This window comes from Pollutimonas bauzanensis, assembly GCF_900129885.1.
GTDB lineage: Bacteria > Pseudomonadota > Gammaproteobacteria > Burkholderiales > Burkholderiaceae_B > Pollutimonas > Pollutimonas bauzanensis.
The window spans coordinates 24,428-39,900 of sequence record NZ_FQXE01000015.1; the positions used below are offsets into that span (position 1 = coordinate 24,428).

The 15,473-nt window shown below is 62.4% G+C and carries 12 protein-coding genes; 5 read left to right on the forward strand and 7 right to left on the reverse strand.

The genetic code is table 11. The annotated features are described in order from the left end of the window. Nucleotides 1-55: 55 nt before the first annotated feature. The 4 genes from BUB23_RS21340 (at nt 56) to BUB23_RS21355 (ending at nt 3,580) form a co-directional block, all read left to right on the forward strand. Complete coding sequence (locus BUB23_RS21340; protein ID WP_073107621.1) at nt 56-493, forward strand: PaaI family thioesterase; 438 nt, start codon at nt 56-58, stop codon at nt 491-493. A 46-nt stretch (nt 494-539) separates the two neighbouring features. Beyond that, nucleotides 540-1,928, forward strand: coding sequence for an MATE family efflux transporter (locus BUB23_RS21345; RefSeq protein WP_073107624.1), 1,389 nt, complete (start codon nt 540-542; stop codon nt 1,926-1,928). Nucleotides 1,929-2,012: 84 nt separating this feature from the next. Next, nucleotides 2,013-3,014: an aldo/keto reductase gene (locus BUB23_RS21350; protein WP_073107626.1), complete on the forward strand. Its 1,002-nt coding sequence runs from the start codon at nt 2,013-2,015 to the stop codon at nt 3,012-3,014. Between the two features lie 29 nt (nt 3,015-3,043). Next, nucleotides 3,044-3,580 carry an MgtC/SapB family protein gene (locus tag BUB23_RS21355; protein ID WP_073107948.1) on the forward strand — a complete coding sequence of 179 codons (537 nt, stop codon included), beginning with the start codon at nt 3,044-3,046 and terminating at the stop codon, nt 3,578-3,580. A 28-nt stretch (nt 3,581-3,608) separates the two neighbouring features. On the opposite strand, the gene BUB23_RS21360 is transcribed toward BUB23_RS21355, so the two are convergent. The 4 genes from BUB23_RS21360 to scpC all read right to left on the reverse strand — a co-directional run bounded on the left by BUB23_RS21360 (nt 3,609) and on the right by scpC (nt 10,961). After that, nucleotides 3,609-5,747: a TonB-dependent siderophore receptor gene (locus BUB23_RS21360; RefSeq protein WP_073107951.1), complete on the reverse strand. Its 2,139-nt coding sequence runs from the start codon at nt 5,745-5,747 to the stop codon at nt 3,609-3,611. A 464-nt stretch (nt 5,748-6,211) separates the two neighbouring features. Then, nucleotides 6,212-8,317 (reverse strand): AsmA family protein, encoded by a 2,106-nt coding sequence (locus tag BUB23_RS21365; protein WP_073107629.1) that lies wholly within the window; start codon nt 8,315-8,317, stop codon nt 6,212-6,214. A gap of 106 nt (nt 8,318-8,423) precedes the next feature. Then, the gene (locus BUB23_RS21370) at nt 8,424-9,410 is read right to left on the reverse strand and encodes a diaminopimelate dehydrogenase (protein ID WP_073107953.1); all 987 of its coding nucleotides are present in this window, start codon (nt 9,408-9,410) and stop codon (nt 8,424-8,426) included. A 60-nt stretch (nt 9,411-9,470) separates the two neighbouring features. Beyond that, nucleotides 9,471-10,961 carry a succinyl-CoA:acetate CoA-transferase ScpC gene (gene scpC / locus BUB23_RS21375; RefSeq protein ID WP_073107632.1) on the reverse strand — a complete coding sequence of 497 codons (1,491 nt, stop codon included), beginning with the start codon at nt 10,959-10,961 and terminating at the stop codon, nt 9,471-9,473. A 213-nt stretch (nt 10,962-11,174) separates the two neighbouring features. Here scpC and BUB23_RS21380 point away from each other — a divergent pair, with 213 nt between their 5' ends. Beyond that, complete coding sequence (locus tag BUB23_RS21380; RefSeq protein ID WP_073107635.1) at nt 11,175-12,086, forward strand: LysR family transcriptional regulator; 912 nt, start codon at nt 11,175-11,177, stop codon at nt 12,084-12,086. Between the two features lie 8 nt (nt 12,087-12,094). Here BUB23_RS21380 and ahpF read toward each other — a convergent pair whose 3' ends face one another. The 3 genes from ahpF to BUB23_RS21395 form a co-directional block, all read right to left on the reverse strand. Further along, the gene (gene ahpF / locus BUB23_RS21385; protein ID WP_073107638.1) at nt 12,095-13,690 is read right to left on the reverse strand and encodes an alkyl hydroperoxide reductase subunit F; all 1,596 of its coding nucleotides are present in this window, start codon (nt 13,688-13,690) and stop codon (nt 12,095-12,097) included. 120 nt (nt 13,691-13,810) lie between these two features. Beyond that, on the reverse strand, nt 13,811-14,374 hold the full coding sequence (gene ahpC, locus BUB23_RS21390) for an alkyl hydroperoxide reductase subunit C (RefSeq protein WP_073107641.1): 564 nt from the start codon (nt 14,372-14,374) through the stop codon (nt 13,811-13,813). 232 nt (nt 14,375-14,606) lie between these two features. Continuing rightward, nucleotides 14,607-15,383 carry a TorF family putative porin gene (locus BUB23_RS21395; RefSeq protein ID WP_073107644.1) on the reverse strand — a complete coding sequence of 259 codons (777 nt, stop codon included), beginning with the start codon at nt 15,381-15,383 and terminating at the stop codon, nt 14,607-14,609. Nucleotides 15,384-15,473: the final 90 nt, after the last annotated feature.

A 15,473-nucleotide genomic window follows, 5' to 3' on the forward strand; every position in this document is an offset into this window, starting at 1 on the left:
GTGGCACACTAGCCGGAATAGGCGCCAGCGCGCGTCCACCCCTACTCCGCAAACCATGAAGCCTACTTCGCAAGACACCCCCGCCCGCATCACCGTCGCCGACTTCAATCAATTGCTGGCAGACCAGCATCCCTTCGCTTCATTGCTTGAAATCGAAATCGTGGCAATCGGCTTTGGCACGGCCACATTGCGGCTGCCCGAGCGCAGCTCGCACCAGCGCCTGGGCGGCATCATCGCCGGCCCCATGCTGATGGGCCTGGCCGACCTGGCGCTGTACGCGGCCATTGTGGGGGCTACAGGCAATCCGCAAGCCGTCACCGCCAGCCTGAGCATCAATTTCCTGCGCGGCACACCGGCCGGCGGCGTGCTGGCCCATGCCACCATCCTGAAGACGGGCCGCCTTGCTTGCGGCGATGTGCTGCTTGTGCCGGCGGCCGGCGGCGACCCGGTGGCGCAAGCCATCAGCACGTGGTCCCTGCCGCGCAGCGCCTGAACCGTGCCGGCGCAATCCGCATACCGCCTTGCCCGGGCGCGCAGGCATGCGGCAGGCTGAAGGCCTCCATGCCGGCCGCGTCCTGGCCTGGAAGGCCGAAGCGCAGGCTTCGCTAAAGCTCGGCTGGCCACTGATCCTCACCAACCTGGCGCAGGTGGCGCTGCTGACGACGGATATCATCTTCATGGGGCGGCTGGGCGCCGACGCCCTCGCGGCGGGATCTTTGTCGGTAAGCCTCTACCATACCTTCATGATCTTCAGCATGGGATTGGTGTCGGCCACCATCCCCATGCTGGCCACGACGCTGGGCAAGCGCCGCAACGCCCTGCGGGAAATCCGGCGCACCGTGCGCCAGGGCTTGTGGACGGCCGCCCTGATCTGCATACCGGCGTGGGCGATCCTGTGGCATACGGAAGCGATTCTGGTATTCATGGGGCAAAGCCCGCCCCTGGCCGCGAAGGCGGCGCAGTTCATGCATACGCTGCAATGGGCCTTGCTGCCCTACCTGGCCTATATCGTGCTGCGTTCTTTCCTGGCCGCCATAGAAAAACCCGTATGGACTCTGGTGATCGCGGCGGGGGCCATCGCTTTCAACGCGCTGGCGGGCTGGCTGCTGATTTTCGGCCATTGGGGGTTTCCCGCCCTGGGGCTGGAAGGCGCGGGCATCGCCAGCACATGTTCCAGCACCATGATGTTTCTTGGCCTGGCGCTGGTCTTGACGCGCCACAAGCAGTTTCGCCGCTATCGCCTCCTGGGCCGCCTCTGGGACAGGGACTGGGCCCGGCTGGCCGAACTATGGCGGCTGGGCATACCCATTGCCATTACCTTCACCCTTGAAACGCTGGTGTTCTACAGCGCCGTGATGATGATGGGAATAATCGGCAAGGACGCGCTGGCGGCGCATGCGATCGCCATGCAACTGGCCACCATCACCTTCATGGTGCCGCTGGGCTTCGGCCAGGTGGCCACCATCCGGGTGGGGCTGGCCGCCGGCCGCGCCGACCCTTATGCGATACGCCGCGCCGGCTGGACCGCGTTCGGACTGGGGGTGGGCTTCATGGGCCTGGCCGCAATGCTGATGTGGCTGGCGCCGCGAATGCTGATAGGCTTTTTCCTGGACGCCAGCCTGCCGTCCAACCAGGCGGTGGCGGCGCTGGCCGTCCGCTTCCTGGCCGTCGCCGCCCTGTTCCAGCTGGCCGATGGCGCGCAGGCGGTGTGCGCCGGCATGCTGCGCGGCCTGCACGACACGCGCGTGCCCATGCTGTTTGCGATACTGGGCTACTGGATATTGGGCGTGCCTTGCGGCGCGTTCCTGGCCTTCGTCGCGGGCTGGGAAGGCGTGGGCGTCTGGCTGGGGCTGGCCACCGGCCTGACCGTGGTGGCGGTCCTGATGACCAGCCGCTGGCTCAAGCGCAGCCGGATCGAACCTGAATAGAACAAGAATGCAGCGCGTCCTCCCCGCATTGTGCTAACTTTGAGAAAACGCACTCGCAAGACAAACAAACGACAGAGGAAAACCATGCATTATCGACGTCTCGGCAGCAGCAATTTGAAAGTTTCGGCCCTGTGCCTGGGCACTATGATGTTTGGCGACCAGACCGGTTTCGACGAGGCGCAGAACATTGTCGCTTCGGCGCGCGAGCATGGCCTGAATTTCATCGACACGGCGGATGTCTACAGCAAGGGCGGTTCCGAGAAAATGGTCGGCAAGCTGCTGGGCGGCAAGCGCCACGACTGGGTGCTGGCGACCAAGCTGGGCAACAGCATGGACAAGGCGCCCAACCAGTCGCATTATTCGCGCCACTGGATGATGCGGGAGGTCGAAGAAAGCCTGGGCCGCCTGGACACCGGGCATATCGACATCTTGTACATGCACCGGGATTTTCACGACGAGAACCTGGAAGAGGCGGTGCGCGCCATGGGCGACCTGATACAGGCCGGAAAAATACGCGCATTCGGAGTGTCCAATTTCAGGGGCTGGCGGATTGCGGAAATCATCCGCTTGTGCGAAAAAGCCAATGTGCCTCAGCCTGTCGTGTGCCAGCCCTATTACAACCTGCTGAATCGCGGCCCGGAAGTCGAAATCCTGCCGGCCTGCGGCCACTATGGATTGGGGGTGGTGCCCTACAGCCCGATAGCGCGGGGCGTGCTGACCGGGAAATATCAGCCGGGCCAGGCGCCGGCGCAGGGCAGCCGGGCGGCCCGCGGCGACAAGCGCATGCTCGAGACCGAGTTCCGCGAGGAATCGCTGGTGATTGCGCAGAAGCTGCAGCAGCATTGCGAGGCGCGCGGGATCAAGCTCGGGCAGTTCGCGACGGCATGGGTGCTGGCGAACCGGCATATCAGCGCGGTGATCGCGGGCCCGCGCACACTGGCCCAAATGGAGGACTACTATCCGGCGGTGGACGTTGAAATCACGGCCGAGGAAGAAGCCCTGGTGGACGCTCTGGTATCGCCCGGGCACGCGTCGACCGCCGGCTACAACGATCCCAGCTACCCTTTTTTCGGGCGCAAGGTGTGAGGACGATGGTTTTTTAGGCATTGGAAATGATCGATACCGCTATCAGCGTCTGGGACACCATAGTCGATGAGTTCTCCGATATTCCCGATGCGGCGCAGGCTACCCGCATCGCGCTGCGCCTGGCCATGGCCATCCTCCTGGGCGCCGCGATAGGCTATGAGCGCGAACTGCGCGGCAAGGCCGCGGGGCTGCGCACCCATATGCTGGTATCGCTGGGGGCGGCCATATTCATACTGGCCCCGATGCAAAGAGGCATGTCCGTGGCCGACGCCAGCCGCGTGCTGCAAGGCATTATCGCCGGCATCGGCTTCCTGGGCGCCGGCGCCATCATCAAGATGAGCGACCATGGGCGGATCAAGGGCCTGACCACGGCGGCCAGCATCTGGGTGGCGGCCGCCATCGGCATTGCGGCCGGAATGGGCCTGGAAGCCACCGCCGTGGTCAGCACCCTGGCGGTGCTATTCATCCTGGTCGTCGTCAGGCGCCTCGAGGACAATATCGACAGGAAAGAAAAATCAAAAGGCGCGGCGAGCCCGCGCAGGCCGGACCAGGACGGATCCGGATAAGCCCCGCTTGGGCCCGCCAGGCATGGCTTCAGAACTGGTAGCGCAAATTCGCCATGATATTGCGCGGCTCGCCCCATGTGTAGGTGCTGTACCAGCTGAATATGGTGTAGTACTTCTTGTCGAACAGGTTGGAAACATTCAGCGATCCCGACAATTGCTTGGTGAAGTCGTAGCGCGCCATCAAGTCGACCAGCAGCAGGTCATCGACGGTGTGCTTGACAGACTGCCCGTCGGGCGCCGAAATCATGCCCGAGGTCTTGTCCTGCCAGCGGGCGCCGGCCCCGACCGTCAGGCCCGACAACCGTCCATCCAGCTTGTAGCTGGAGAACACGCTGAATTGGTTGGACGGTGTCAGGGTGCTGACGCGCTCGCCCTCCTGGCGCGACACGTTGTGCGTGTAGCCCGCGCTGACCTGCCACGCGGGAGTCAACTGCCCCGACAACTCGACTTCGAAGCCCTTGGTCTTGACCCCTTGCGCCGCGCCGTAGGCCACGCCCCCCGAGGGCGTCGTGCCGCCGGTCTCGATGCCGAAATTATCCTGATCGAGCTGGAAGACGGCGGCCGAGGCATTCAGGCGTCCGTTGTAAAACGAGGCCTTGACCCCCGCTTCATAGTTGTTGCCCTTGAGCGGATCGAGCGTTTTGCCCTGCTCATCCTGCAGCGATTGCGGGCTGAAAATGCTGGTGTAGCTGGCATACACGGACCAGATATCGTTCAGGTCGTAGATGACACCCAAGTAAGGCACAAACACGCCCGACTCGTCCATATTCTGGGCCCTGCTGCGATAGGTGGCCCAGCGCCCGCCGGTAATCAGCTTCAGGTCATCGCGCAGATTCCAGCGCGCGGCGGCGTACAAGCCGCGTTCCCGCGTGGTTTCGTCGTCAGTGTAGTCAGGGCCGCCCGGCCATGCGGGCGCGGGCACCTTGCCCTGCCAGTTGTAGTAATCCGCGACGTTGGTGTCATAGCCCGGCGCATCCCAGTAACCGTCGTTCTTCCACCGGCTTTCAGAAACACTGGCGCCCACGACAAGCTCGTGCTCGCGCCCCGCCAGCTTGAACGGGCCGCTAAGATAGGCGTCGACCGCGTCGCTCTTGGTCTCGCCTATGTATTGCCCGATCCACATCGAGGTACCCGAGCCATCGGCCGGATTGGGAAATCCGCTGGCCGCGGCCCCCAGGTTCGCATCGTAGCCATTGATCTGGTGATTGAACTGGGCTTTGGCCACCCAGTTGTTGGCGAACGCATGCTCCAGCGTTACGAACGCCGTGCGGGTGTATTGTTCCCAGCGGCTGAAATCGGCGCCGTTGTTGAACGAACGCGGCATGTCATTGAACTGGCCATTGGAATTCAGCAGGGGAATACCGCCCCAGGTGGAGGCCTTGGGCTTGTTGTCCTGGTAGTCGAATCCCAGGGTCAGCAGGGTGTCGGGTGTGAGGTCGGCCTCGAGAACGCCATAGAACACCGCGGTTTCGCGCCCGTACCGATCCAGATGCGATTTTCTGTCCTGATAGGCGGCGACGCCGCGCGCCCGCAAGGTGCCGCTTTCGTTCAGCGGTCCGCCCACGTCCACCTCGCCCCGGTAGTCCTCCCAGCGGCCCGCTCCCGCCGAGAGGTGGCCGCGGAACTCGCGCGTGGGTTTCTTGCGGATCAGGTTGATGGTGGCGCCCGGCGTGCCGCTGCCTGTAAGCAGGCCGGTGGCGCCCTTGAGCACCTCGATGCGGTCGTAGATGGCCGTGTCGCTAAGCGTATTGCCAGCCGAATAGGCCGAGTTGCGCGTCATGGGTATGCCGTCATACTGGAAGTTCTGGATGGCGAACCCCCGCGCATAGTATTCGGTGCGCTCGCTGTCGTAGGTAACGACGCTGATGCCGGGTGTGTATTCCATGACATCGTCGATGGATGTCAGGATGAAATCGTCCATCTGCTGGCGCGTGATCACGCTGATGGACTGCGGCGTTTCGCGAGGCGTCAGCACGAGCCGGGTTGCCGTGGCGATGGCGCCCGGGGTGTACAAGCCGCTGTCTTCGGTGATTTCGCCGAGCTGGTTGGCATTAACCACCACGGTATCCAGTTGCACGGCCTCGCTGGGCTGCCGAGGCGCCTCGGCCTCCGGCGCTGCGCTCTGGGCCGATGCCCGCTGGGGCGCCGCCAAGAAAATGAAAGCCATTGACAGGGTCAAGGTGGTCAATGCGACAGAGGGCATGCGCCCGGCCACATAAGTCGCACGGGCCTTGCGCGTACGTAAAGTCTGCTTGATCACGACGGTATTCCTCATTCTATGTTTTGTTTGTACTTGGCGCCCAAACATGCCTGGCTGGCCGAGCATGTTTGAACCCAGTACCCCCTCCCTCGCGCCGGGATCGGCGAGCAAATACAAAAATCCCAGGCAAAAGGCCCGGGAATTATATAACAGCAATGAGATTGATTAGTATTTATATCAACAATAACCAGCGCCTGCTCCGAGCGCTGCGGCATTGGGAAATAGAGATGCAACTGGCCTTTGAGAAGACGGTCTCATGTGGCGCGGCATTCGGGAATGCCCGCCAATCCGCGTGAGGCCCCAGCGGCGCTCTACGACGGCCTGTACTGCCAGCGCGGCGAAGCCGACATCTGATCAAGGAAACTGCCGGCTCAGGGCTTGGCTTTGGAGGATGGCCAGTTGGCCCTGTCGTCGGCGGCTTTGCCGTTCTTGGCGGACGCGGGCTTTTTGGCTGGCGCCTCGGCTTTGCCGTTTTTCGATGCGCCGGCCTGGTTCTTCTTGCCCTGCTCGCCCACCAAAGGCGCGCAGTCGTTGGTTTCGTTGGTGCCCATGTTCAGCAGAGGCAGGAGCGCCGCGAAAGGAGTCGCCACCACACCCAGCGCAACGGCGGCGCCGGCGCGGGCGGCCAGCGGCCCGGCCTGCACCCCCACATCGGGATGCTTGAAAGTGCCTTTCACATATAGCGGCGAGCGCAAGGTAAAGATGCGCAGCGTCTTGTTTTCCGGGCGGACATCCAGGTCCATCCGTTCGCTGCGCAAGTTGATCTCGCCCGTGACGTCAACCGTGGTGTCTTCGGTTTCGAGCTTGAAAACGCGGGCCTGCATCAGTCCGTCCTTCACGCCAAAGTCGGCGGCCACGCAGTTCAACACGACTTGCTCGTCGCCGAACAGCTTTACCACGACCATGTTGGCGACATTCAGGCCGGCGGCCTCCAGCAGAAAATGGCTGATGGTGCCCCTGCTTACCAGGGCCTTGATTTCACCGTTGGAGTGGCCCAGCAGCTCGGCAATGGAGCTGCCTTGCGCCTTGAGGGACGCATCGCCATGAAGCTCGCCGAAGCTCGCATTCATGCTTTCGGCGCCCGGAAAAAGCTTTTTCAGCTTGAGGTGGCGCGCCGTGGTGACCATCTCGGCCTGCAGTTTCTCGCCGCGGCCATCCAGCGTAATGGTGTTGCCCAGGGTGCCGCCCGCGAATCCGAAATTCAATGGCGCGAGCGACAGCACCCGGTCGTCGAGCTTGACGTGCGCATCGATGTTGTCCAGCGGCAAAGCCTTGTTGCGCAGGATCTTGAGCCCCTTGAATGTGACATCGGCGTCCATGGCGCCCCAGGCTTTGGTGCCGATGGGCGCCACGGGCAAGGCCTTGTCGGCGGGCTGCTTGACCTTCTCGTCCTTTTTCGAGGCCTTCACGTCGCTGGTATCGGCGCCTATCAGCGGGCCGAGGTCCTGGAAGCGCAAAAGCTTGGACTGAAGCTGCCCCGTGAGCAGCGACCTGGGCTTGCGCACTTGGTATTCGACAGTGCCCTCGAGATCGCTTTCACCCACGACTCCCGTAAAGTTCTCGTAGCGCCATATGTCGTTGTCGCCCTCCAGCATGCCGACAAGACGCCCTTCGGTCTTGTATGGCGGGGTACTGGGCAAGGCTACGCCAATCAGCGGAAACAGGTCGGCCATGCTGTCTCCCGCCAGTTTCAGGCGAACATCGAGCGCGGCCAGCTGTTGCGGCCTGGTCAGCGAGCCTTCAATGCCAATAGTCGTTTCGCCTACGCTGACCTCGCCTTGCAAGGGAAAGGGGGAGCCGCCCTCCTGCAGGGACAGGATATCGCCCGTCTGGCCTTCGCCTTTGATTTCCGCCTTGTTGTAAGTGCCGCTGGCCTTGAAGCCTATGCCGTATCCTTCCTTGCTGGCCTGCTCCAGGCTGTCCAGATCGGCATTCAGATCGAGCTGGCTGGCGGCGTCCGTGACATGCGCCCTGACGCGGGCCAATTGCAGCCTCTGCAGGTCGAACTTCCATTCCGAGGGCGCGGCCTTGCCGTCGTCTTCTTTCTTGAAGGTCCAGTTGTTTGCGCCCTGTGCATCGCGGTCCAGCGCGACATTCGCCTCCTGGATCTGCAGGCGCGGGATTTGCACCGTGTGGTCCAGCAAGGCGACCGGATTCAGCACGACGACAAGGTTCTTGACCTCGGCCATGTTGCCGCCGAGCTTGCTGCCCTGCGGGTTGCCGACGGTGATCCGCTGCGCCGTGATTTCCGGCCAGGGCACCCAGCCGCGCCAGCCGCTTTGCTCCACGGGGCGCAGCCACTTGACAGACAAGTCGCCTTCGATGGCCACCGGACGATCCGCCAGCTGGCTGGCCCGCTGGTTGATCCAGGGCCTCGCATAGTTCCAGTCGAATGTCGCAAGCACCGCTACCGCCAGGACCACGGCCAGCACCAGCCCCAAACATACCCACAGGATTATTTTTGTATAGCGCGGCATGTCCGCTCCACGTCGTGTGCGCCGCCTTTCATAGTGGCGGCCGGTGGTTTCATTGTAGGATATCGCTCTACGGACAATGATACGAAACAATACCGCGCACAACGAATTACAGCAATTCTTCGCGCAATGCCGCGGCGCTCCTGGGCGAAAGCAGGCCCGGGGCGACGTCGAACACCGTCTTGGCCCCCGCGCTGCCTTGCTGCCTGAGCCTGAATGCGGCGCGCGCGTAGGCCAGCAGCACGCTGGAGGTGAATCCGGGATTGCTGCCGAGTTTGAGCGAGTACTCCATGACTTGCGCCGCGCCCTCGCCGGTCCTGCCGCTGCGGATCACAAAGCCGCCATGCGGCATCCCGGCGTGATCGCGCCGCAACTGCTCTTCGCCAATGAAATTCACCGCCGTATCGTAATCGGCGAAGTAGTCAGGCATGGTGACGATGGCCTCTTGCACCGCCGCGGCGTCGGCCCCCTCCTCCAGCACCACATAACAATCGCGCCGGTGTTTTTCGCGCGTCGACAGTTCGGGCAGCTCGCCGCCGCGTACGCGCTCCACCGCCTCGTCCAAGGGTATCGTGTACTGCACGGCGCCTTTTACGCCGGGGACGCGCCGGATGGCGTCCGAGTGACCCTGGCTCAAGCCCTTGCCCCAGAAGGTGTAGCTGGCGCCCTGGGGCAGGACCGCCTCGCCAAAGAGGCGATTCAGCGAGAACAGGCCCGGATCCCAGCCCACCGAAATCACGGCGACATTGCCGCCGGCCCGGGCCGCCTGGTCGACCGCCTGGAAGTATTCGGGAATCCGCGCATGGTTATCGAAACTGTCCACGGTGTTGAACCAGGCAGCCAATGCGGGCCCTTGTTGGGGCAGATCGCTCCTGGAGCCGCCGCAAAGAATCAGCACATCGATGTCGTCCCGGAACCCGCCGATGGCATCCAGCGGGCGCACCGGCACGTCCGGGCCCAGCGGGCGCACGCCGGCAGGGTCGCGCCGGGTGAACACCCCCGCCAGCTCCATATCGGCGTTCTGCGCTATCGCCGACTCGACGCCGCGTCCAAGGTTGCCGTACCCGACAATACCGATCCTGATTTTTGTAGCCATGGCAAAGACGCCCCCCTTCAAATTAAGAATTCATGGGGCGATTGTAGCCAGACAGGATTTTCAGGCCCGCATGGACTGCTTTTCGCGATAATGCACATGCCATGACAGGGCGGCCTCCAGGACGTGCGGGGTCTGCCCGCCGCGCGCACAGGCCTGCCGGAAATAGTCGCGCAGCGCAGCGCGGTAATCGGGATGGGCGCAGCGCTCGATGATCAGGCCGGCGCGTTCCCGCGGCGCCAGGCCGCGCAAATCCGCCAGCCCCCATTCCGTGGCCACCACATCGACATCATGCTCGGTGTGATCCACATGCGCAGCCATGGGCACGACGCTGGAAATGGCGCCCTGCTTGGCGACGGACTTGCTTACGAAAATGGACAGATGAGCATTGCGCGCGAAATCGCCCGAACCGCCTATCCCGTTCATCATGTGGGTGCCGCCCACATGGGTCGAATTGACGTTGCCGTAAATATCGAATTCAAGCGCCGTGTTGATGGCGATGATGCCCAGCCTGCGCAGGACCTCCGGATGATTGCTGATTTCCTGCGGGCGCAGCACCAGGCGGGAACGGTAGCGGTCGACCTGATCCAGGAATTTCCGGTGCATGGTTTCGGACAAGGTGATAGACGAGGCCGACGCGAACGTCAGTTGTCCGGAATCCAGCAGCTCGAAGGCGCTGTCCTGCAGAACTTCCGAATACATCGTCATGCCGCTGAACGGCGAATCCAGCAAGCCGTGCAGCACGGCATTGGCGATGCTGCCTATGCCCGCCTGCAAAGGCAGCAAGGCCGGCGTCAGGCGCCCCGCCCGGACCTCGCCCGACAGGAAGGCGACGATGTGATGGGCGATCGCCTGCGTTTCATCGTCTGGCGGCAGGATGGTCGACGGGCTGTCGGCGCTATCGGTGATCACAATGGCGGCAATGCGGCCGGGACCGACGGGGATCGCGGCGCAGCCTACGCGCTGGTCGGGCGCGACTATCGGAATGGGCTGGCGCAGCGGCCGGGCGCCCGGCACGTAGATGTCGTGCAGCCCCTCAAGCGCCAGCGGCATGCCCAGATTGAGTTCGACGATCACCAGGCCGGCCTGCTCCACGAAGCTGGCGGAATTGCCCACCGACGTGCTTGGCACGATGGCGCCGTCTTCGGTGATCGCCACGGCTTCGATAACGGCGATATCGATGGGCGCCAGATTGTGGCAGCGCAGTTGTTCCACGGTTTCCGACAAGTGCTGGTCGATGAACATGACCTCGCCGGCATTGATCTTCCCGCGCAGGACGGCATCGGCCTGAAACGGCAGGCGGCGCGCGAGCAGGCCGGCATCCGCCATCAGGCCATCGCTGTTGTTGCCCAGGGACGCGCCGGTAATCAGAGTCAGCTTCAGGCCCTCGCGCTCCGCGCGCTCGGCCAGGGCGCGGGGCAATGCCTTGCAATCGCCAGCCTTGGTAAAGCCGCTCATTCCCACGGTCATTCCAGTCTCGAACATGCGGGCCGCCTCCTGGGCGGACATGATTTTTTGCTCCAGCTCCGGCAGGCGGATTCGATTTTTATACATGTCTTCTCTCAGTTGTTACACGCATGGCCGCGAGGACCTCGCCCGTCTCGTCCGCATGGAGACCGGGTGGCTGCGGGTGGGCTGCGGCGCCATGCCGGCAACCCGTATGCGTGGCTTTGTTAGTAGTGAAAACAGCATAACATTGAGCAAATGAATTAATATCACAACATCAAGTCGTTTTATTCATGATAAATCCACCAGAAAGGGCCGCCCTTGGACATTCGATCTTTGCGCTATTTCGTTGAGACGGTGCGGCTCAACAGCTTTACGCAGGCCGCGGCCAGCCTGCAGGTGACCCAGTCCACCATCAGCAAAATGATACGGCAGCTGGAAGACGAGATCGGCGAGCCGCTGCTCATGCGCGAATCGCGCCAGTTCGTGCTGACGGATACCGGCCGGGTGGTCTATGAACGCGGGCAGGATGTGCTGGGCGCCATGCGCCGGCTATCGGCCCAGGTGCTGGAAACCCAGGCCTTGAGCCGCGGCGCGCTGCATGTGGGCATGCCGCCCATGATCAATTTGTTATTCACGCAGGTGCTCAAGACATTCCGGACCCGCTATCCGCATATCAGCCTGACGCTGCACGAAGATACCGGCCAGGAAATAGAAAGGCAGGTGGCGGCCGGCGAACTGGAAATCGGCATGAGCATCCTGCCGGTCGACCCGGAACTGGATCTGGTGTCCGTGCAGGTCGCCAGCCACGCGGTCTGGGCGGTGGGCGAGCCGGGAGCCTTCAGGAACAAGAACACCATACGCCTGGAGGCCCTGCGCCAAACGCCGCTGGTGTTGCTGAAGGACGATTTTGCGCTGACGCGCCGGCTGCGGCGGGAATTCCGGCAGGCAGGCATAGAGCCGCAGATTGCCGCGCAGAGCAGCCAATGGGACTGGACCGTATCCATGGCCCGGGCGGGCATGGGGCTGGCCCTGCTTCCGGAACCCTTCATTCATCGCCTGAACCATGAAGGCCTGGCGCTGGCCCGCATAAGCGATCCGGAAATTCCGTGGCAGGTCGCCCATATATGGAATGGCCGCTACTTATCGCATGCGGCCAAGGCGTGGATAGACATCTGCCAGGACGTGCTGGGCGGCCGCTGGCTGGAAGAGCCCAGCCAGCCCGACCTTTAGCCTCAGCCCTAGGCCGCCAATGTCTCGGCGGCAACCGAAACGTCTTCGTCGTCCGACACCGAGCTGCGTATCAGGTGGTCGAAGGCGCTGAGCGCCGCCTTGGCGCCATCGCCGGCCGCAATCACGATCTGCTTGTAAGGCACGGTGGTGACGTCGCCCGCGGCAAACACGCCAGGCAGCGAGGTCTGGCCGCGCGCATCGATTTCGATCTCGCCGTGGCGCGACAAGGCCAGCGTCCCCTCGAGCCACTCGGTGTTCGGCACCAGGCCGATCTGGATGAATACCCCTTCCAGTTCGACATGGCGCAGCTCATCGGACTTGCGGTCCTTGTATGACAAGCCGCTGACCTTTTTGCCGTCGCCATGGATTTCGGTGGTCTGCGCCGAGGTGATGACGGTAACGTTGGGCAGGCTGTGCAGCTTGCGCTGCAACACGGCGTCGGCGCGCAAGGCATCGCCGTATTCGATCAGCGTAACGTGCTTGACCAGGCCGGCCAGGTCGATGGCGGCCTCGACGCCGGAGTTGCCTCCGCCGATCACCGCGACGCGCTTGCCCTTGAACAGCGGGCCGTCGCAATGCGGGCAATAGGCCACGCCATTGTTGCGGTATTCGCGCTCGCCCGGCACATTGATTTCGCGCCAGCGGGCGCCCGTCGACAGGATCACCGTCCTGCTTTTCAGCACGCCGCCATTGGCCAGCCTGATTTCGATCAGCTTGCCCGGCACCAGGCTGGTCGCCTGCTGCAGGTTCATGATGTCCACATCGTAAACCTTGACGTGCTCTTCGAGCGCGGCGGCGAATTTCGGCCCTTCGGTTTCTTTCACCGAGATGAAGTTTTCTATGGCCATGGTGTCCAGCACCTGCCCGCCGAAACGCTCGGCCACGACGCCCGTGCGTATGCCTTTGCGCGCGGCATAGACGGCCGCGGCGGCGCCGGCGGGGCCGCCGCCCACGATCAGCACGTCGTAGGCCTCCTTGGCGCTGAGTTCCTGCGCCTTGCGGCCGGCGGCGCCGGTATCCAGCCTGGCCAGGATCTCTTCGACGCTGGAGCGGCCTTGCCCGAATATCTCACCGTTCAGGTACATGGTGGGCACCGACATGATCTGGCGGGCGTCGACTTCGCCTTGGTACAAGGCGCCATCGATCGCCACATGCTGGATGCGCGGGTTGATGATGGACATCACATTCAACGCCTGGACCACGTCGGGACAATTCTGGCAAGACAGGGAAAAATAGGTTTCGAACTTGTAGTCGCCATCCAGATTGCGTATCTGTTCGATGACGGCTTCATCCAGTTTGAGCGGATGGCCGCCGACCTGCAGCAGAGCCAGGACCAGCGACGTGAATTCGTGGCCCATGGGGATGCCGGCGAAACGCACGCTGATGTCCGTGCCGCTGCGATTGATGCTGAATGAAGGCTTGCGCTGGTCGCTGTCGCTACGTTCAGTTAGCGTGATCCGGTCAGACATCAGCTCGATTTCCTGCAGCAGTTCGCGCAGCTCGCGCGACTTGGCGCCATCGTCCAGGCAGGCCACGATCTCGATGGGCAGCGCGATCATTTCCATATAGGATTTCAACTGAGTTTTGAGATTTGCATCTAACATAGCGTATCGACCTTCATGATAAGAGGAATCCAGTGGATCACGCCCCGGCTGGTGGCCAGGACGCGACGGGCGGGTATGCCGGCCTGCCTACCGCAAGCCTGGCATATGGCAAACCCGGATTTAGATTTTGCCAACCAGGTCCAGCGAAGGAGTCAGGGTCTTGGCGCCTTCTTCCCACTTGGCGGGGCAAACTTCGCCAGGGTGGGCGGCGATATACTGGGCGGCCTTGACCTTGCGCAGCAGTTCGGAAGCCACGCGGCCGATGCCGTTGTCGTGCACTTCCATGACCTTGATCTCGCCTTCGGGGCTGACCACAAAGGTGCCGCGCAGCGCAATGCCTTCTTCTTCGATCAGGACTTCGAAGTTCTTGGCCAGAGCATGGGTGGGATCGGCGATCATGGGGTATTGCACTTTGCCGATAGCCTCGGAAGTGTCATGCCATGCTTTGTGCGAGAAATGCGTATCGGTCGAAACGCTGTAGATCTCGACGCCGATTTTCTGGAATTCGGCATACTGTTCAGCCAGATCTTCCAGTTCGGTCGGGCACACGAAAGTGAAGTCGGCGGGATAGAAAACAAAGACCGACCATTTGCCGGCGACGGATTCATTGCTTACGTCGACGAACTTGCCATTGTGAAATGCGGTGGCTTTAAAAGGTTTGATTTGCGTATTGATCAGGGACATTGTGTTTTCCTTAGAGTGGTTGAAAACTGAACACTCGCCAAGTATAGGCCATAACTATCATTTCCCACAATTGATAGTTTTTATATACGTCATTGCTTTTGGCTATGACCGCCATGGAAATGCAGCCAGGAATGCAAAAAAGCCTATCGCCGCCAGGCGCGATGTGGCGCATGGCGGCGATAGGCTTGCCCGGGTTCCTTCTGCGCCCTGGCCGGGGCGCGGCGGCGCCAGGTCAGAAGCTCTTGGACAAGGTCAGCAGCGCCGTCGCGCGGCCGGTGTATTTGTCCTTGGTGTTGGTGTAGACGCTGCGCTTGGCATTGGTATCGATATAAGCCAGCGAGGTCGTAAAGCCCTGCCCCCAGTCTTTGCTGACGCCCAGCGACCAATCCGTGTAGGAGCCATCGTCCAGGTTGCGCACCTTCTGGTAGCCGACATGGGCATTGAGCGCAAGGCCCCAGACGCCCGTGTCGAAGCTGCCGGCGAGGTCGTAATACCGGCTGCTCTTGCTGTCGGGGACGCCGAACAAATTGGTGAGCGCATGCGAATACTTGAACGTGACGGGGCCGTAGCCCAGGCCGAGGTACACCTCGGTGGTATCCGGGCTGGTATAGCCGCCCGGGTAGTTGCCGGGGTAGTAATACCGGAGCACGCCGACGTCGAAGGTCAGGTCGCGCCAGAGCGTTCCGCGATAGCCGCCGTAGAAGTCCATTTCGACCGCCGCCGATACGTCGGGATCGCTGTCGTCCAGCCAACTGATGCTGGAGTTCCAGTTGCCTATGTAAAAGCCGCTGGCATGGGCCAGGTCGAATCCACCCTGTATCGCCGGCTTGTTATTGGTTTGCATGATGCCGCGGTAGCGATACTGGCTGGCCAGAGTAACGTTGGCGCTGACCGTGAAATCGGATGCCGGGGCGGTTTCGGCGGCGCTTTGCGCGCAGGCCTGGCTCGCCGCCGCGGCGCCGAGACACGCAGTGATAATTCCGGACGCAAGATGAGAACGTTTACTCATGGATAGAACTCCTGAAAGAAAGAAGGTGTAACCATGATTACGCAATTGCCGTGCCAGAATTCCCCGCTCTGGACGCATGGAAAACGGCGC

Excerpts from the sequence above, each read along its gene's own strand:
- BUB23_RS21345 (WP_073107624.1), top strand. The coding sequence starts at position 540 with ATGCGGCAGGCTGAAGGCCTCCATGCCGGCCGCGTCCTGGCCTGGAAG.
- BUB23_RS21365 (WP_073107629.1), bottom strand. The coding sequence starts at position 8,317 with ATGCCGCGCTATACAAAAATAATCCTGTGGGTATGTTTGGGGCTGGTG.
- scpC (WP_073107632.1), bottom strand. The coding sequence starts at position 10,961 with ATGTATAAAAATCGAATCCGCCTGCCGGAGCTGGAGCAAAAAATCATG.
- BUB23_RS21350 (WP_073107626.1), top strand. The coding sequence starts at position 2,013 with ATGCATTATCGACGTCTCGGCAGCAGCAATTTGAAAGTTTCGGCCCTG.
- BUB23_RS21340 (WP_073107621.1), top strand. The coding sequence starts at position 56 with ATGAAGCCTACTTCGCAAGACACCCCCGCCCGCATCACCGTCGCCGAC.
- BUB23_RS21395 (WP_073107644.1), bottom strand. The coding sequence starts at position 15,383 with ATGAGTAAACGTTCTCATCTTGCGTCCGGAATTATCACTGCGTGTCTC.
- ahpF (WP_073107638.1), bottom strand. The coding sequence starts at position 13,690 with ATGTTAGATGCAAATCTCAAAACTCAGTTGAAATCCTATATGGAAATG.
- BUB23_RS21370 (WP_073107953.1), bottom strand. The coding sequence starts at position 9,410 with ATGGCTACAAAAATCAGGATCGGTATTGTCGGGTACGGCAACCTTGGA.
- ahpC (WP_073107641.1), bottom strand. The coding sequence starts at position 14,374 with ATGTCCCTGATCAATACGCAAATCAAACCTTTTAAAGCCACCGCATTT.
- BUB23_RS21360 (WP_073107951.1), bottom strand. The coding sequence starts at position 5,747 with ATGGCTTTCATTTTCTTGGCGGCGCCCCAGCGGGCATCGGCCCAGAGC.